The organism is Azoarcus sp. CIB (assembly GCF_001190925.1).
Taxonomy (GTDB): domain Bacteria; phylum Pseudomonadota; class Gammaproteobacteria; order Burkholderiales; family Rhodocyclaceae; genus Aromatoleum.
The window spans coordinates 4,116,905-4,131,849 of record NZ_CP011072.1; the positions used below are offsets into that span (position 1 = coordinate 4,116,905).

General features: G+C 65.6%; 12 protein-coding genes. All 12 read right to left on the bottom strand.

The window, feature by feature from the left end; genetic code table 11:
- Nucleotides 1-8: 8 nt before the first annotated feature.
- Genes AzCIB_RS18400 through AzCIB_RS18455 form a run of 12 tightly spaced genes read right to left on the bottom strand, consistent with a single transcriptional unit; the run spans nucleotide 9 to nucleotide 14,933 of the window.
- A complete protein-coding gene (locus tag AzCIB_RS18400; RefSeq protein ID WP_050417225.1) occupies nucleotides 9-1,118 on the bottom strand; it encodes a glycosyltransferase family 4 protein in 1,110 nt (369 codons plus the stop codon).
- A gap of 1 nt (nucleotide 1,119) precedes the next feature.
- Complete coding sequence (gene xrtA, locus AzCIB_RS18405; RefSeq protein ID WP_050417226.1) at nucleotides 1,120-2,718, bottom strand: exosortase A; 1,599 nt, start codon at nucleotides 2,716-2,718, stop codon at nucleotides 1,120-1,122.
- Entirely contained in the window at nucleotides 2,715-3,914 is a 1,200-nt protein-coding gene (locus AzCIB_RS18410) for a TIGR04063 family PEP-CTERM/XrtA system glycosyltransferase (protein ID WP_050417227.1), read from the bottom strand. The genes xrtA and AzCIB_RS18410 overlap by 4 nt, the downstream gene beginning before the upstream one ends.
- A gap of 15 nt (nucleotides 3,915-3,929) precedes the next feature.
- On the bottom strand, nucleotides 3,930-5,858 hold the full coding sequence (locus AzCIB_RS18415; protein ID WP_050417228.1) for an XrtA/PEP-CTERM system amidotransferase: 1,929 nt from the start codon (nucleotides 5,856-5,858) through the stop codon (nucleotides 3,930-3,932).
- 16 nt (nucleotides 5,859-5,874) lie between these two features.
- Nucleotides 5,875-7,020, bottom strand: a complete 1,146-nt coding sequence (locus AzCIB_RS18420; RefSeq protein WP_083447066.1) for a TIGR03088 family PEP-CTERM/XrtA system glycosyltransferase — start codon at nucleotides 7,018-7,020, stop codon at nucleotides 5,875-5,877.
- Nucleotides 6,963-8,288: a TIGR03087 family PEP-CTERM/XrtA system glycosyltransferase gene (locus AzCIB_RS18425; protein ID WP_083447067.1), complete on the bottom strand. Its 1,326-nt coding sequence runs from the start codon at nucleotides 8,286-8,288 to the stop codon at nucleotides 6,963-6,965. The genes AzCIB_RS18420 and AzCIB_RS18425 overlap by 58 nt, the downstream gene beginning before the upstream one ends.
- A gap of 2 nt (nucleotides 8,289-8,290) precedes the next feature.
- A complete protein-coding gene (locus AzCIB_RS18430) occupies nucleotides 8,291-9,328 on the bottom strand; it encodes a FemAB family XrtA/PEP-CTERM system-associated protein (RefSeq protein ID WP_050417229.1) in 1,038 nt (345 codons plus the stop codon).
- Between the two features lie 23 nt (nucleotides 9,329-9,351).
- Nucleotides 9,352-10,188 carry an XrtA system polysaccharide deacetylase gene (locus AzCIB_RS18435; protein ID WP_050417230.1) on the bottom strand — a complete coding sequence of 279 codons (837 nt, stop codon included), beginning with the start codon at nucleotides 10,186-10,188 and terminating at the stop codon, nucleotides 9,352-9,354.
- A gap of 1 nt (nucleotide 10,189) precedes the next feature.
- Nucleotides 10,190-11,278 (bottom strand): non-hydrolyzing UDP-N-acetylglucosamine 2-epimerase, encoded by a 1,089-nt coding sequence (wecB, locus tag AzCIB_RS18440; RefSeq protein WP_502685640.1) that lies wholly within the window; start codon nucleotides 11,276-11,278, stop codon nucleotides 10,190-10,192.
- Nucleotides 11,279-11,333: 55 nt separating this feature from the next.
- Nucleotides 11,334-12,416, bottom strand: coding sequence for an XrtA/PEP-CTERM system-associated ATPase (locus AzCIB_RS18445; RefSeq protein ID WP_050417232.1), 1,083 nt, complete (start codon nucleotides 12,414-12,416; stop codon nucleotides 11,334-11,336).
- 11 nt (nucleotides 12,417-12,427) lie between these two features.
- Entirely contained in the window at nucleotides 12,428-13,972 is a 1,545-nt protein-coding gene (locus AzCIB_RS18450) for a TIGR03016 family PEP-CTERM system-associated outer membrane protein (protein WP_050417233.1), read from the bottom strand.
- Nucleotides 13,938-14,933, bottom strand: a complete 996-nt coding sequence (locus AzCIB_RS18455; RefSeq protein WP_050417234.1) for an XrtA-associated tyrosine autokinase — start codon at nucleotides 14,931-14,933, stop codon at nucleotides 13,938-13,940. The genes AzCIB_RS18450 and AzCIB_RS18455 overlap by 35 nt, the downstream gene beginning before the upstream one ends.
- Nucleotides 14,934-14,945 lie beyond the last annotated feature (12 nt).

Sequence of the window (14,945 nt, forward strand, 5' to 3'; positions counted from 1 at the left end):
TCTCCAGGTCACCGCGCCGCCATCGGTGCCACTCCGTTCTGCACGGCGGCCGTGTAGCCGGCGAACAGCGTGTCGCGCACGGCCGTCCAGGTATAACGCCGCACTTCGCGACGCCCGCACTCGACCAATTGCTGGCGGAGCTCCGGCGAGCGCAGCAGACGCGTCACGGCGGACGCCATTGCCGCCGCGTCATCACGCGGCACAAGCAGCGCACTGCGACCGTCTTCGACGATATACGGCACGCCGCCGACCGCGGTGCTCACCACCGGCACACCACTCGCAAGCGCCTCCAGTACGGAATTCGGCGTGTTGTCGACACGCGATGGATTCAGCATCACATCGGCGTCACGATAGAGCCTGGCCATTTCGTCGCGATCGAGCCGGCCGGTGAAGCACACATGTCCCTCCAGGCCCAGCTGGGCAGCCAGACGCTCGAGTTCGCCAGCCTGGGGGCCCGAGCCGGCCACGGAAAGCCGCGCCTGCGGGTAATCCGCAAGAATCCGCGCAAACGCCTGCAGGGCCACCGAAATTCCGTAGATCGGCTCAAGGTTGCGCGCGACCACAATATGGGGCGCCCCTCCCCCCCCTTGCCGTGACGAAGCGGGTTTGAAGCGCGCAAGATCGACGACGTTGGGCACGATATGGGTTTCGACCCCATGACGCGAAAAGATCTCGCGCAGAAAACCCGACGGCACCAGTACGCCACCGGCCCGCAGGAGCGTCGGCCTGACCCAACGCGCCGAGCGCGAGAGAAAATCGTCCGCCTCGCCGCCACGGTAGTTCACGACCACCGGCACGCCACGCAGTACGGCAACCCACACCGCCGGCGCGGCAAAAAGGTGCCACGACCAGCCCGAATTGGCCATCACATGCATCAGGTCGGCCCGTCCTGCGGCCGCCCACAGACGCATCAGGTAAGGGACCAGCCGGAATCCCGCGCGCAGGCCCTTCACGCTGCGAACCCAAGCCGGCTTATAGGGCGCATTCACCCGGACGAGCTCCACATCAAGCCCCTCGGCGCGCAACAGCTCCCCCAGCTGGCGCGTCTGGTTCGCGATACCCCCCGCCGGCGGCGGCAGCGGGCCGATCAGTGCGATGCGCTTGCCTGCCCAGTTCACGCTAACGCCCCATCGCCAGAGCGAGGGAGTCACCCAACTCGCTCCCCTTGTCCCGCAGGAATGACGCGAGTGCGGTCTCGGCCGCGCTTCGCTCCCCTTCGCCCAGCGACGTATAGATCATGACGGCGGCCGAATCGTCGCCGCGCCCGCGCAAGCGTGCCAGCGTCTGGTAAAGCTTTGCGGCGTATTCACTGGTCGTCCAATGTCCGTCGATCCAGTACCAGTGCCAGATCAGCAGCCGATCGGTGGCGCCATTGACGATTTCGGTGCTGAGCACATTCACCTCACGCCCGCCGACCTGCACCGGCAGATCCCGATGTGCCGCCACGCTCCATTGCCTGTCTTTGTACTTCAGCACCCGGTTTTCGGAATTGACGAGTTCCTCGCCGGGCCCCTGATTGCGGTAGTAGGCAACGTACAGCCCGATCGGCACATTGCCATTCGCCCATGATTCGCGCAGTTCACCGCGCATACCCGAGTAATGCGGCTTCCAGTCGGGAATGCGGTCGCTCGCAACACGCTGCCAGCCCCCGCCGGACTGCGGCCCGGCAAGGCTCACCGGCCCGTGCGCACCTTGCGCGTTGAGCACGCCGAGCAACGGCGGCCACAACAGCACCAGAGCAACCGCGACGACCGGCATCGGCGCCACGAACCACGACGACCTGGTGGCGGAGCCGCCCGCAGTGACCACTGCACGCGGCGCCGACGCATCGTAAAGCGCATCCTCGCGCCAGCGTGCCCCGACCCAGAACAAGAGCATCATGACCAGCCCGAAGAATACCCAGCCATAGATGAGGTGATCGACACCAGCGGCAATGCGGTTGTCGCTCATGTGCGCGAGCAGCACGATGCCGTAAGCCCTGAGCCAGTTCGCAATGATGGGCAGCACCACAGACAGCGCGACGAAGATCAGGCGCCGGAGCAGCGAACGGTAGGTGAGGTACGCATACAGGCTGCCAACCACCACGGACGCGATCAGATAGCGCACCCCGCTGCAGCCCTCGACGACCTCCCAATGCCCCGACGGAATCACCAGACTGCGCCCCTCCGCGTAAACCGGCACGCCCGAGGCGCGCAATCCCCAGATGATGAAGTCGGTAGTCCGATCCATCATCGCCGGGAACAGGAATTCACCGAAGGGCACGAGGAAGAACAGGAACCCCAGCGGAAAAGCCAGCGCACGCGCGACCCGCGTCCCCATGACAGCCCAAACCAACGCCACAGCCATGCCGACGAAGGCAAACTGCGACACGCTAGCGACGCTCGCGAGTTCGCCGAGCAGCCATGCGAAACCTGCCGCGGCTGCGGCCGCCATGCCGAGCAGAGAATGGGTCAGCGGCAGCCCGCGCAGCCGCTCACGTTCGCGCCAAATCAGCCAGCACGCGATCGGCACGATGAGGTAGCCGTGCGCGAAGGTGTCGGAGCGGCCCCAGATCTCAATCATGGATCCGACCGTGTCGCGGTAGGTCGCGACGAGTGCGACAAGCGCCGCCGCAAGCACCGCGAGACGGATTACCGTCTCGCGCGAAACACCGGCCGCGGGCACCGCAAGTGCAACGCCGCCGGCCTGCTGCCGCACTTGGTCTTCCGGCGCGCTCATGTCGCCCCCGCCAGCCGCGCATAGGGCACACGATACGCCCCGACGCTCTTGCGCCAATTGCGCTCGGACTCGACGAAGCGCCGCCCCGCGACCCGGTAGTCGCCCCACTGGCCCCGCTTGGCCAGCATGTCGACGACCGCCTCGGCGAGCGCCTGCGGATTCCCCGCACGGAACAGTCGCCCGGTCACGCCATCACGCACGAGTTCCTTGTGGCCACCGACATCGGAGGCGACGAAGACCCGCCCCTGCGCCATCGCCTCGAGGGGCTTCAGCGGTGTCACCAGTTCCGTCAGGCGCATCGAGTGCCGCGGGTAGGCCAGCAGGTCGATGAGATCGTAGTAGCGACTCACCTCGTCATGCGGCACGCGGCCGGTGAAGATTACACGGTCGGCGATCCCCAGCCGCTCGGCCCGGGCCTTCAGGCTCGCCTCCTGCGGGCCGCCGCCGACCAGCAGAACGCGCAGGTCGGGCAGACGTTGCAGCAACGCGGGCACCGCTTCGAGCAGCAGGTCCAGGCCCTCATAGGCGTAGAACGAACCGACGAAGCCGACGACCGTCTTGCCCTCCAGCCCGAGACGGGATTTCAGCGCCGCGTCGGGCTCGCCCGAGAGCTGGAAGGATTCGATATCGACCGCGTTGGGAATCACGGTGACGCGCTCGGCGGAGATCCCCCGTCCGACGATGTCGGAGCGCAATCCCTCGCAGATCGTGAAAACGTGATCGACCCGCTTCAATGCCCAGGTTTCCAGCGCATGCGTCATGCGATAACGCAGCCCCTGCTCGCGTGCCGTGCCATGGTCGACCGCGGCGTCCTCCCAGAACGCCCGGATCTCATAGACGACGGGGATGCCCAGCCGACGGCCGGCGCTCAGGGCTGGCAGCACGTTCAGCACCGGCGAATGCGCATGAATCACGTCCGGCCGCAGCGTCGTGGCCACCTCGACGATTCGCTTTCGCAACGCCCGCATCAGTGCCGTCTCGCGGAGCACGGGCGTCGCCGCCGAGACGGGCGGCGTGCGGAAAAATCGGAGACCGTCGACGTCTTCTTCCAAGGCGGCGGTCACGCCCTGCTTCGGCGAAGTCACGTGGAAGGTTTCCCAACCCAGCGCACGCTGTTCGCGCAGGATCGCCGCGGAGCGGAAGGTGTAGCCGCTATGCAAGGGGATCGAATGATCGAAGACGTGCAGGATTTTCATCGCTCAGGTCGCCACTCAGACCGCCACTCTCGACGCTTCGACCGGCCCCGCGAGGGCACCGCTCTGGCGGACGAAGGACTCGAACATCAGCAGCGTCCAGAGCGGCGCGCTGTAATCGCGGGCACCGGATTGATGGGCGTCGACGAGATGGCGCAGGGTATCGGCGTTGAACAGCCCGGTGGACGCAAGCGTCCCGCCCAGCATCGCCTCCCTCACCCGCTCCTTCAGTGGCCCGCGGAACCAGCGCACGAGCGGCACGGCGAAACCCATCTTCGGCCGATACAGCACCTCGTGCGGCAGCAGCGGTTCCATCGCCTTCTTGAACAGATACTTGCCCTCGTTGCCCTTCACCTTGAGGCCGGAAGGCAGCGTCGCCAGCCATTCAACCAGCGGGTGGTCCATCAGCGGCTCACGCACCTCCAGCGAATGCGCCATGCTCGCGCGATCGACCTTGGTGTTGATGTCGCCGACGAGGTAGGTCTTGAGGTCGAGGTACTGAACGAGCGCCAGCGGATCGTCCGTCCCTGCGTTGGCCGCGTGCCGGCGAAACACGTCGACGGCGTTGTAGCCGCCAAGCTGCGCCTTGAAGGTGCTCGAATAGAGCTGCCGGCGCAGGTCGTCGCGCAGGATCGACACGGAATGGAAATAGGCCTGCACCGAATCGCGCGCCAGCGCCTGGAAGGTCGTCTTCGCGCGGAACACGCGCGGCGCCCAGTCGGCCTTGGGATACAGCCGCCCGAGCATGCCGAACATCGGCCGGCGCACACCCAGCGGCAGGCTCGCGCGCAGCTTTTCCTCCATCATGTGCAGGCGGTAGCGGCGATAGCCGCCGAAGCTCTCGTCGCCGCCGTCGCCCGACAGGGCCACGGTCACTTTCTTGCGCGCGAGCTGGCACACGCGCCAGGTGGGGATCGCGGAGCTGTCGGCGTAGGGCTCGTCATACAACGCCGCGAGCTTGTCGATCAGCTCGAAATCGTCGGACTGCACCGTCTCGACGTAGTGGTTCGTGCGATAGCGCCCGGCCACCTGCTGTGCGAAGGCGGCCTCGTCGAAGGCTGGGTCGTCGAAAGCGATGGAGCAGGTATTGACCGGATCGTCGCTCAGACCTGCCATCGTCGCCACCACGGCACTCGAATCCACGCCGCCGGAGAGGAAGGCGCCGAGCGGCACTTCCGCAATCATGCGCAGGCGGACGGACTCGCGCAGGCGTTCGGTCAGCTCCGCGGTCGCGTCGGCCAGCCCGATCGGGTTGTCGAGCGTGAATCGCACGTCCCAGTAACTCTTCGGCGCCGGCACCGGTTCGCCGCGGCGGACTGTCAGCGTTTCGGCGGACCCGAGCTTTCTTGCACCGACAAAGATCGTGCGCGGCTCGGCGACATAGCCGAGCGCGAAATACTCCTCGACCGCGCACGGATCGATGCGCCGGTCCAGCGCCGGATGCTGCATCAGCACCTTCAGCTCGGATCCGAAGGCCAGCGTTCCATCCGGTAGCAGCGCGTAATGCAGCGGTTTGACGCCCAGACGGTCACGCGCGAGAAACAGCGTCTCGCGCTTGCGATCCCACAGCGCGAACGCAAACATCCCGCGGAAGCGGCGCACGCAGTCCTCGCCCCACTCCTCCCACGCGTGCACGATGACCTCGGTATCGCTGCGGGTGTGGAAACGGTGGCCGCAACGCTCCAGTTCGGGCACCAGTTCCTGGTAGTTGTAGATCTCGCCATTGAAAACGACGGCGACCGAACCATCCTCGTTGAAGAGCGGCTGCTGGCCCGTGGAGAGGTCGATGATCGACAGGCGCCGATGGGCAAGCGCAACACCCGGCTCGAAATGCACGCCCCCCTCGTCCGGCCCGCGATGAAACTGGACGTCGTTCATACGCTGCACGAGATCGCGCGGAAATTCCCGCTTGTCACGCGTGTGGAACAGCCCGGCGATTCCGCACATCCACGTTTCTCCCGCTTCAGGTCGCCGGCACCGGACGCCCCGCCGCACTCAACAAGGACTCGTACAGCTGCGCATAGCGCGCCACCATGCCGTCGATGCTGAACTCCGCCTCGGCGCGCTTCCGCGCCGCCTGCCCATGCTGCTGCAGCATCCGGCCGTCCTCGACGTAGCGCGCCAGCGCATCGGCCAGCGCAGCACTCTCTCCGGCCGGAACCAGCATTCCCGTTTCGCCCTCGACCACCAGTTCGGCATTCCCGCCCACCCGCGTCGCGATCACCGGCAAACCACAGGCCATCGCTTCCAGGATGGTGTTGGAGATGCCCTCCGCCCGCGAAGGCAACACGAACACATCCATCGCCCGCATCGCCTCCGGCACGTCGCGCCGCTCTCCGGCCAGCCACACGCAAGCGCCAACGCCCGCCCGGGCGATCTCCGCCTCGAGCTCGGCTCGCAGGGATCCGTCGCCAACGATCATCAGGCGCAAGCGCCGCGCGAGTTCCGGTGCCTGACGGAGCAGTTGCACGAACGCGCCAAGCAGGTTCAGCGGATCCTTGATCGGCTCGAGCCTGCCGACCGTGCCGATCACGCACAGATCGTCGCCCTCGAACGGCGACCCCGCCAGCACCTCGCGTGCCCGCACGCCCGGCCTGAAACGCTGCGTATCGACCCCGTTGCAGATGCGGGTCATGCACGCTGCGCCCACCCCGACCGACGCGTTCAAATATCGCAGGAGATGATCGGACAGCGGTATGTAATGGGTCACGAACGGCCGATACAGCCGACGCATCCATTGAAAGCGCCGCCGCGTTCCGTCGGGATCGGACACGTCCCATCCGTGCTCGCCATGCACGCGCACCGGCACCCCGGCGGCCCACGCGGGCACGACGGCTTCCAGCGCGGCGAGGTTGCGCGTATGCACCACCGCGGGCCGCAACTCGCTGAACAGCCGGAACAGGGCCGGGTACAACTTCACGCCGTGCCCCGGCGGCTTGTGCAGCGAAACGAAACGGACGTCGTCGTGCACGACGCGCTTGCAGAATGCCGGATCACACTCGGTCAGGGCGACGACGGCGTGGCGGAAGCGGCTGACCGGCAGCCGGTTGATCAGGTTGACGACCCCGTTTTCCAGCCCGCCGACCTGAAAGCGATACACGACATGCACGACCAGCGGCCGCGGGTCGTGGTCGGCGGCGTCCGCGCTCGCGGTCGCGCGACGGCTGGCTCGCGCGCCGCGTCGAGCAGCGCATCCAGGCGTCCTAGGTGAGCATCCCAACTGTACTCGGCCAGCACGCGGGCGCGGGCGCACGCGCCCATCCGCTGCGCCCGCTCCGGGTCAGCGAGCAGCCCGAAAATCCGCGCTGCAAACTCATCGGACGTCGCAGCAACCTCGAAGTCATGCCCCGGCTCGCCCGCCAGACCGGTCGCCGACGACGCCGACACCACCACCGGACGCGCCATCGCCATCGCCTCCAGCACCTTGTTCTGGATACCCCGTGCGATCCGCAGCGGCGCCGCGACGACCTGCGCATGCTGGATCCATGGCCGCACGTCGGGCACGCTGCCGGTCACCACCACCGACGGACCGGCCAGCGCCAGCACCGCCGGCGCAGGATTCATCCCGACGATGTAGAAGCGCAAATCCGCACGCGACCGCCGCAGCAGCGGCAGGATGTCCTGCACGAACCACACGACCGCATCGACGTTGGGCCAATAGTCCATCGCCCCGGTGAACGCGACGACCGGCCCGCCGGCAGGATAGGGGTTCGCATGGCCCGCGCCGGGCGAGAAGAACTCCGCATCGACCCCGTTCGGCATCGCCACGACCCGACCGGACACCTCAGGTGCTACCCGCCGGAACAGATCCGCCTCGGCATCGGTCACGAAGATGCTCGCATCCGTCGCGGCAGCCACGTCCCGCTCGAACGCCAGCAGCCTTGCCCCCTCCCGCCGATACAACCAAGACATCGGCCATGCGCGAGCGCCCGCATAGTCGGTCCACTTCGCTGAATCGACATCGCAGAAGTCCACCACCCGACGCTCGAGCCCAGCGTGATCGAGGTACTGCGCCATCGGCCCGGAGAACGCCACCGCACGACGGACCCCCTGGGCCCGGACGGTTGCTTCGACCCAGTCCTGCAGACCCCGACTGCGATAGTAGGGCAGGCTCAGCGCCTCCCCGCTCAACAGCCCGCGCAGACTTGCGAGTCGCGCACGTGCTGGCGACAGCGGAATCGCACAAACCTCTGCGCACCACTCGTGGAGGGTTTCGACATGAGGCGCATCCTCGGCGCGATCGACAAAGGTACCCAGATAGACACGATACGATCGCGCCAGATGACGCAGGATATGGAACGACCGTACCTTGTCGCCCTTGTTCGGCGGATACGGAATCCGATGCACCAGATACAACAGCGGCGGGCGGACGTCCATGCTCACCCCAGGTTGCGCACGATATGCGGCCCCAACGCGTTCGCAATCGGGAGAGGCAGCCGTCGCCACAGTGCGATCAGGGCCCGGTACTTCGGATTCATCGGGTTGTTCTGCGGCACCGCGTCGCGCTTGTACAGGCGATACTCGTACGCCAGAGGCTGCGGCTCGAAGCCCCAGTTCTTCTTGAAACTGTAGGGACCGGTGCCGAGCTTGCTGCGGCCGAAGTCGAACAGGGTCGCCCCGCGGCCGGCAGCCCGCCGCATCAACTCCCAGTACTTGAAATCGTTCGCGGCCAGCTCGCGCGCGGCCGGCGCATCGCCGGCGTAGTAGGGCAGGACTTCATTGCGGAAGTAGAAGCTCAGCACACTGGACATCGGCGTACCCGCCGCATCCGTGACCGTCAGCACCTCGCAGTTCGCGCCGAATTCGCGCAACAGTCGCGCGAAAAAGGCCTTCGGCAGCGCGGGCGTGCCATGCCGCAGCACGTTCCCGGCATACAGCGGGAAGAAGCGCTCCACGCCGTCATCGATCCGCGCGACCAGTCCGTTGCGCATCCCCTTGCGCACCATCGCGCGCTGCTTGCGGGGGATTGCCGACAGGTTGGCCTCGTCGTCGGGAGCGATCTCCTTGCGGAAAGTCACGTACAAGTCCTGGCGCGGCCAATCTGTATGGCGCGCATTCAGGTTGCGGTATTCCAGATGCTGCACGCCAAGCCGCTGCGCCAGCTTTTCGGCTTCCGCCTCCAGCGCGGCGACCGCATCGGACGCACCCGCCACGCCACCGTAGGCGCAGAAAGGCAGCGATGCGAGCGCATGCCCGAAGAGGCGGCTCCTCACCTCCGCCAGCGGCAGGATCGCCACGATCTCGCCGGCCCGCTCGGCGTACAGGAAGTGCGTCCGGTGGCGGAACACGTCCCGGATGATGTCCTGCCACGCCGCCAGGTGAAAGAAAGTCGCCTCAGGGCAGGCGTAAACGAACGCATCCCAGCGTCGACGGTCGGTATCGTCGAGGTGCTTGACCAGCAAGGGCGGACGGTCCATCGCGGTTGCCCTCCCCGGCCGCGTCACAAATCCACAAAAACCCGGTCGGCGCGTCCCCAGGCGAAGTCGCGCAGAAGGCAGCGCAGGCGCCCTTCCGTCCGCTCGAGATTCACGTAGTGGCGAAATTTCGTCTTCATCGACGCCCTGCTCACCCGCGGCTGTTCCGGATCGATCTCCCACGGATGAAAATAGAAGATCGCCGCGCGGGCATCGTCACGATTCACCTTGGTAATCTGCCAGCGCGAAACGGCATAGGGCAGCAGCCGGAAATAGCCCCCGCCGCCGGCCGGCCAGTTGCGCCCCATCCAGCGCATCGTGGTGACCGGCACCTCCAGCAATCCGCTCTCCAGCCGGTACGGAAAGCGGGGCGCGTCAGGCATGCCGTAATGGTCGTGCTGCACCGGGTACACGCTGGAACTGTAGGCATAACCGGCCTCGGCGATGCAATCGTGCGCCCACAGGTTGGCCTTGCCGATGGAAAAACTCGGCGCACGATACCCGGCCACCGATTCGCCACCGATATCCTCCAGTACCGCCTTCGCCAGCACGATGTCGGCCAGGAAGCGATCGCGCGGCTGCGCGCTTGCGCGCTCGTGCTCGTAGCCGTGGCTGGCGATCTCGTGGCCCTGCGCGACAATCATTCGAACCAGTTGCGGGTAACGCTCCGCAACCCAGCCCAGCACGAAGAACGTCGCGCGTGCGTCATGGTCGTCGAGCAACTGGAGGATCAGATTCACGTTCCGCTCCACTCGACACGGCACCTGTTCCCACTCAGCGCGCGGAAAATGGGGCGCGAGCGCGGAGACCTGGAAATAATCCTCCACGTCTATGGTCAGCGCGTTGACAATCCGCTCGCCCATGTCACACGGTCCCCGAAGACACGCGCTCGCTCAACCACTCGACGAGGTGAGCTGCGATGCGCTCGGCAGCATGGCCATCCCAGTACTCCGGCACGCGACCGCGCTTGCCGCCGCCCTCGAGCACCGCGTCGGCAGCGTCACGCAATGCGGCGGGATCGACGCCCACCAGCGTGTTCGTTCCTTGCTCCACCGTGATCGGCCGCTCGGTATTCTCGCGAATCGTCAGGCAAGGCACGCCCAGCGCGGTGGTCTCCTCCTGGATTCCGCCCGAATCGGTCAGCACCATCGTCGCCCCGGCCATCAGGCCGAGCATTTCCAGATACCCCTGCGGCGGCAACACCAGGAAGCCCGGCGCATCGAGCTTGTCCAGCATCCCGAACCGCTCGAGATTCGCACGGGTACGCGGATGCAGCGCAAAAACCAGCGGCAGGCGCCCGCTGATCGTCCGCAGCGCATCGACGATCGGTCCGAGCGTGTCCGCATGATCCACGTTCGACGGCCGGTGCAGCGTCACGACCCCGTATCCCCGTCGCAGACGCTCCAACCCGAATCCCGCCGCCGTCATCAGATCGGACGCCGAAGGCGCCTTCGACAGGTTCGCAAGCAGGCTGTCGATCATCACGTTGCCGACAAACACGACCCGCTCAGGCGCAATCCCCTCGCGCACCAGATTGGCGTGGGCGCTGCGCTCAGTCGTGTAGAGAACGTCCGCAATCTGGTCGGTCAGGACGCGATTGATCTCCTCCGGCATCGTCCGGTCATAGCTGCGCAGGCCCGACTCCACGTGCACGACGGGAATTCCCCGCTTCGACGCGACCAATGCGCAGGCCAGCGTCGAGTTCACATCCCCCACCACGAGGACGGCCCGTGCGCCATGCTCGTCGATCACCGGCTCGAAGCGTTTCATCACCTCGGCCGTCTGCACCGCATGGCTAGCCGACCCGACACCAAGATTCACGTCCGGCTGCGGCAGTTCGAGATCCGCAAACAGACGATCGCTCATCGCCACATCGTAATGCTGCCCCGTGTGAACCAGCAGGACGGGCACCGCGGGCGCATGCGCCTTCAAAGCCCGGATGATCGGCGCCATTTTCATGTAGTTCGGTCGTGCGCCGACCACGCAGATCACGGGGCAAGGGGAAGTCTCAGCGTCCATCCGGCGCCCCGCCTTCGTCGTCGCGGCGGACGGCCTGAAGAAGCTGGTTCAGCACATCCAGCGTCGCCGCCATCGACTGCTCCAGACCGGCGATGCGCGCCTCGATGCGCTGCACGTCGAAGCTCGCCGCCATCCCGGTCACACGGTCGGCAAGCGCCCCCGGAACCTGCAAGCGCCGCGGATCGATCGCGCCCGCGGCATGGGACGCATGCCCGCTACCGTTGAGCCCTCGGGGCGCCGTTGCGTGGAGTCGCGGCGCGGCGAATTCGTCCTTCAATTCACCCACCACCTCCTGCACGTCTGTTTGGACGATCGTGTGCCGGTCCGCGATGAAGGCTGCAAGCATCAGGCGATCGCACAGCGAATTGATGCGGCGCGGAATTCCGTCGGTATTGGCGTAGATGAGCGCGAATGCGGCATCGTCGAAGCTCGGGTTGCTCTGCCAGCCGACATGGTGAAGCCGGTGCTCGATATAGGCACGTGTTTCGGCTGCATCCATCGGCCCCAGGTGATACGACGCAATCACCCGCTGGCGCAGCTGCTGCATCTGCGGCCCCTGCATGATGTCGCGGAATTCCGGCTGCCCGACCAGGAAGCTCTGCAGAAGAGCATGGTCTTCGAGCTGGAAGTTCGACAACATCCGCAGCTCCTCCACCGCCAGCGGGCTCAGGTTCTGCGCCTCGTCGACAATCAGCAACGCACGCTTGCCCTTCGCAGCGAGCGACACGAAGAAGGTTTCGAGGGCCAGCAGCAACCCCGCCTTATCGAGACCACGACTCGGGACGCCGAAAGCCGCCGCAACCATGCGCAGGATGTCATTCTCATCGACCTGCGTGCTCACCAGATTTGCTGCGACCACCTTGTCGGGGTCCAGATGCTCGAGAAGACTGCGCACCAGCGTCGTCTTGCCCGCCCCGATCTCGCCCGTCACGACGATGAAGCCTTCGTTCTGGTGCAGGCCGTACTCCAGGTAGGCCATCGCCCGCTTATGTCCACGGCTGCCGAAGAAGAACGCCGGATCGGGATTCAGCTGAAAGGGCTTGGCGCGCAGCCGGAAATAGGATTCGTACATTCCAATTCTGCTCAGAAGTTCATCGAAATCGTGGCCGTAATCACGTTCTCGATGAAATCGCTCAAGCCTTCCGAGCGCTGGTAGCGGTAGGTCAATCCACCCGAGGTGTTCGGCCCGAGCTGCTTCGACAGCGCAAGGCTGAACGCTGTCCGTTCGGTCTCGGAACCATCTGTTCCGCTTCCGGTCGAGCGCGAGCGTGTCAGACTCGCGCTCAGCGACGTTTGCGGCGCGAGCCGGTGATTCAGCGCAACCGTCGCAGAGCGCGTCTTCACGTTGTCCAGCCGCGCAAAATCGTCCAGCGGGTTCCCCGTCACCGCTGCTCCGAGGCGACTGCGCTCGGACTGCTGTAGCGACAAGGTCAGCACGTTGCGCACCCCGATCAGGGACACGCTCCCGGTCAGGTTGCGCGTCACGAAGCGGGCGTTCGACAGGAACATGTCGCGCGGACCGAGATCCGGGTAACCCAGGAGCCGGCGGACCACGGCTTCACGCAGCAAAGGATCGGGAATCGCGCGCTCGAGGGCATCGTAAAGCAGACGAAACTCCGGATCCCGGAATACATCGACTCCCAGCAGTTCGAGCGAGGAGGAGATGTCCCGCGAATACGAAAGGTTCCAGTTCGACAGTGCATGGCGGTGATTGAACTGGAAGTCATAGCCACGACCGAAGAAGCGCTTCTCCGTCGTACCCGAAATCGTCGTCCGCTCGGTCGGATTCCAGTCGAAACCACCGCCCACGATAGAGCTGCTGTCGCCGGACGCGGTATCGTAATCATTCCGCTCGTGGCCGACGATTCCGCGCAACCTGAATTGCGGCGTCACCGTCACGAACAGGGTTCCTCGCGCGGTTTCTTCCGACGAACTCCCGGTAGTCCCCGCACGCCCCGAGTCGCTTTCCGAACGACTGTACGACACGCCCCAGCCGACACGCCCGAACTGCACCGGATTGGAGACCTGCGCATTCAGATCGGAATCCCGCCGGTTACCCAGCCCCCCGCCTCCACTCATCCAGCGCGTCATGTAACTGGCCGTGCCGCTCGTTTCCGGCCCCAGCCTGAAGTTCAGCCGAGGTCCGATACCGAACATCTGCGTTTCGTTGTCGCTCGAGATATCCTGGGAATCGCCCGCGGCGCGCCCGAAAAACGCCGAGCGGTTATGCCGGCTCATCGAAGCGTCCATATCGATGAACAGGGTCTTTTCGACCGCTTCGAATTGCCCGTGCCCGTTGAGCACCAGGAAGGTGTCGTTGCGGTCGGATTCGCGCATGTACACGATATTGCGCAGCATGGCGTTCAGGTTGCCCCGCAAGCGTCCGCTATCGCGCAGCACGGATACCCCGGGCGCCGCCTCGAGGCTCAGGTCGCCGTCCCCGCCTTGCCCATCGGCTCCGACGTTGTCCGAGTACGTCATCGTCGCGCTGACGTAGGGCCGAACCAGCAGACTCTGGGCATTCGCAATATCCGGCGCGGATATCGTCGCCAACGCCAGTCCGGCGCAAATGGCCTTGAGGAGCGGATTGAGCTCAGGCAACTGCATCCGGGTGCGCGTCGGAGCCATGAGTCCGTCCGTATCCGTAGCCGTAGCCATATCCATAGCCGTAAATGCCACTTCTTCCCCCCTCCGTCGCCTTGTTCAGGACGAGGAGTTTCACCGGGCAATTCTCGATGGTGGCCAAGGCCTGCTTCACGGCACCGTGCGTCGTCCGCCCCGATTCGACCACCATCACCACCTGCCCCATGTGCGACGCGAGGACGCGCGCCTCGGTGGTGGACAGCAATGGGGGTGAATCGAACACGATGATGCGTTCCGCGTATCGGGTCGCAATTTCCTCCAGCATGTGGGTCATCGCATCCGACGCGATCAGTTCCGTCGAACGCTGATGCGTCATGCCGGCAGGCAGGATCGACAACTTCTCCACATTCGTGCGCAGCATGACTTCCGCAAGATCGGAAACATCTCCGACGAGCACATCCATGAGTCCCTTGCGCGGGGGAAGCCCGAAACGCTGCAGGATCGACGGACGGGCGAAATCGGCATCCACGAGCAGCACCGTATTGTCGAGTTCCATCGCGATGCTCATCGCGAGGTTCATGGCCGTGAACGACTTGCCCTCACCCGGCAATGCGCTCGTCACCATGATCAGGTTGCCGTTCTCGACCGGCGCGGCGCCCCGCCCCTGGGCATTGCGTATCAGCGGGCGCTTCACGACGCGGTACTCTTCCGCAATCGCGGATTGCGGAAAATCGGGAGTGACCATGCCCATCTGCTTCAGCCGAGCAAGGTCGAGGACTACCGCATTCGCCGCCCCTGCACCGGCCCCACCGTCGGAATGCGCGCGCGCGGCCTGATGCGCGCTCGCGGCAATCGGCTCCTGCATTACCGCAGCGCCGGCAGGCTGCACACCAACATCGGACTCCTGCGCCGAACGCTCCTCCGCAAACGCATCCGTTCCGGCAAGATCCTGCTCTGCCCGCTTCAGTTGGTCCAGCCGCTCGACTGCCTTCTCGATCAGACTCATGAAACGATCTCC

What these genes read in the sequence shown, in the direction of transcription:
- AzCIB_RS18455 (WP_050417234.1), bottom strand. Translation starts at nt 14,933, where the DNA reads ATGAGTCTGATCGAGAAGGCAGTCGAGCGGCTGGACCAACTGAAGCGG.
- AzCIB_RS18415 (WP_050417228.1), bottom strand. Translation starts at nt 5,858, where the DNA reads ATGTGCGGAATCGCCGGGCTGTTCCACACGCGTGACAAGCGGGAATTT.
- xrtA (WP_050417226.1), bottom strand. Translation starts at nt 2,718, where the DNA reads ATGAGCGCGCCGGAAGACCAAGTGCGGCAGCAGGCCGGCGGCGTTGCA.
- AzCIB_RS18445 (WP_050417232.1), bottom strand. Translation starts at nt 12,416, where the DNA reads ATGTACGAATCCTATTTCCGGCTGCGCGCCAAGCCCTTTCAGCTGAAT.
- AzCIB_RS18430 (WP_050417229.1), bottom strand. Translation starts at nt 9,328, where the DNA reads ATGGACCGTCCGCCCTTGCTGGTCAAGCACCTCGACGATACCGACCGT.
- AzCIB_RS18435 (WP_050417230.1), bottom strand. Translation starts at nt 10,188, where the DNA reads ATGGGCGAGCGGATTGTCAACGCGCTGACCATAGACGTGGAGGATTAT.
- wecB (WP_502685640.1), bottom strand. Translation starts at nt 11,278, where the DNA reads ATGGCGCCGATCATCCGGGCTTTGAAGGCGCATGCGCCCGCGGTGCCC.
- AzCIB_RS18425 (WP_083447067.1), bottom strand. Translation starts at nt 8,288, where the DNA reads ATGGACGTCCGCCCGCCGCTGTTGTATCTGGTGCATCGGATTCCGTAT.
- AzCIB_RS18450 (WP_050417233.1), bottom strand. Translation starts at nt 13,972, where the DNA reads ATGGCTCCGACGCGCACCCGGATGCAGTTGCCTGAGCTCAATCCGCTC.
- AzCIB_RS18410 (WP_050417227.1), bottom strand. Translation starts at nt 3,914, where the DNA reads ATGAAAATCCTGCACGTCTTCGATCATTCGATCCCCTTGCATAGCGGC.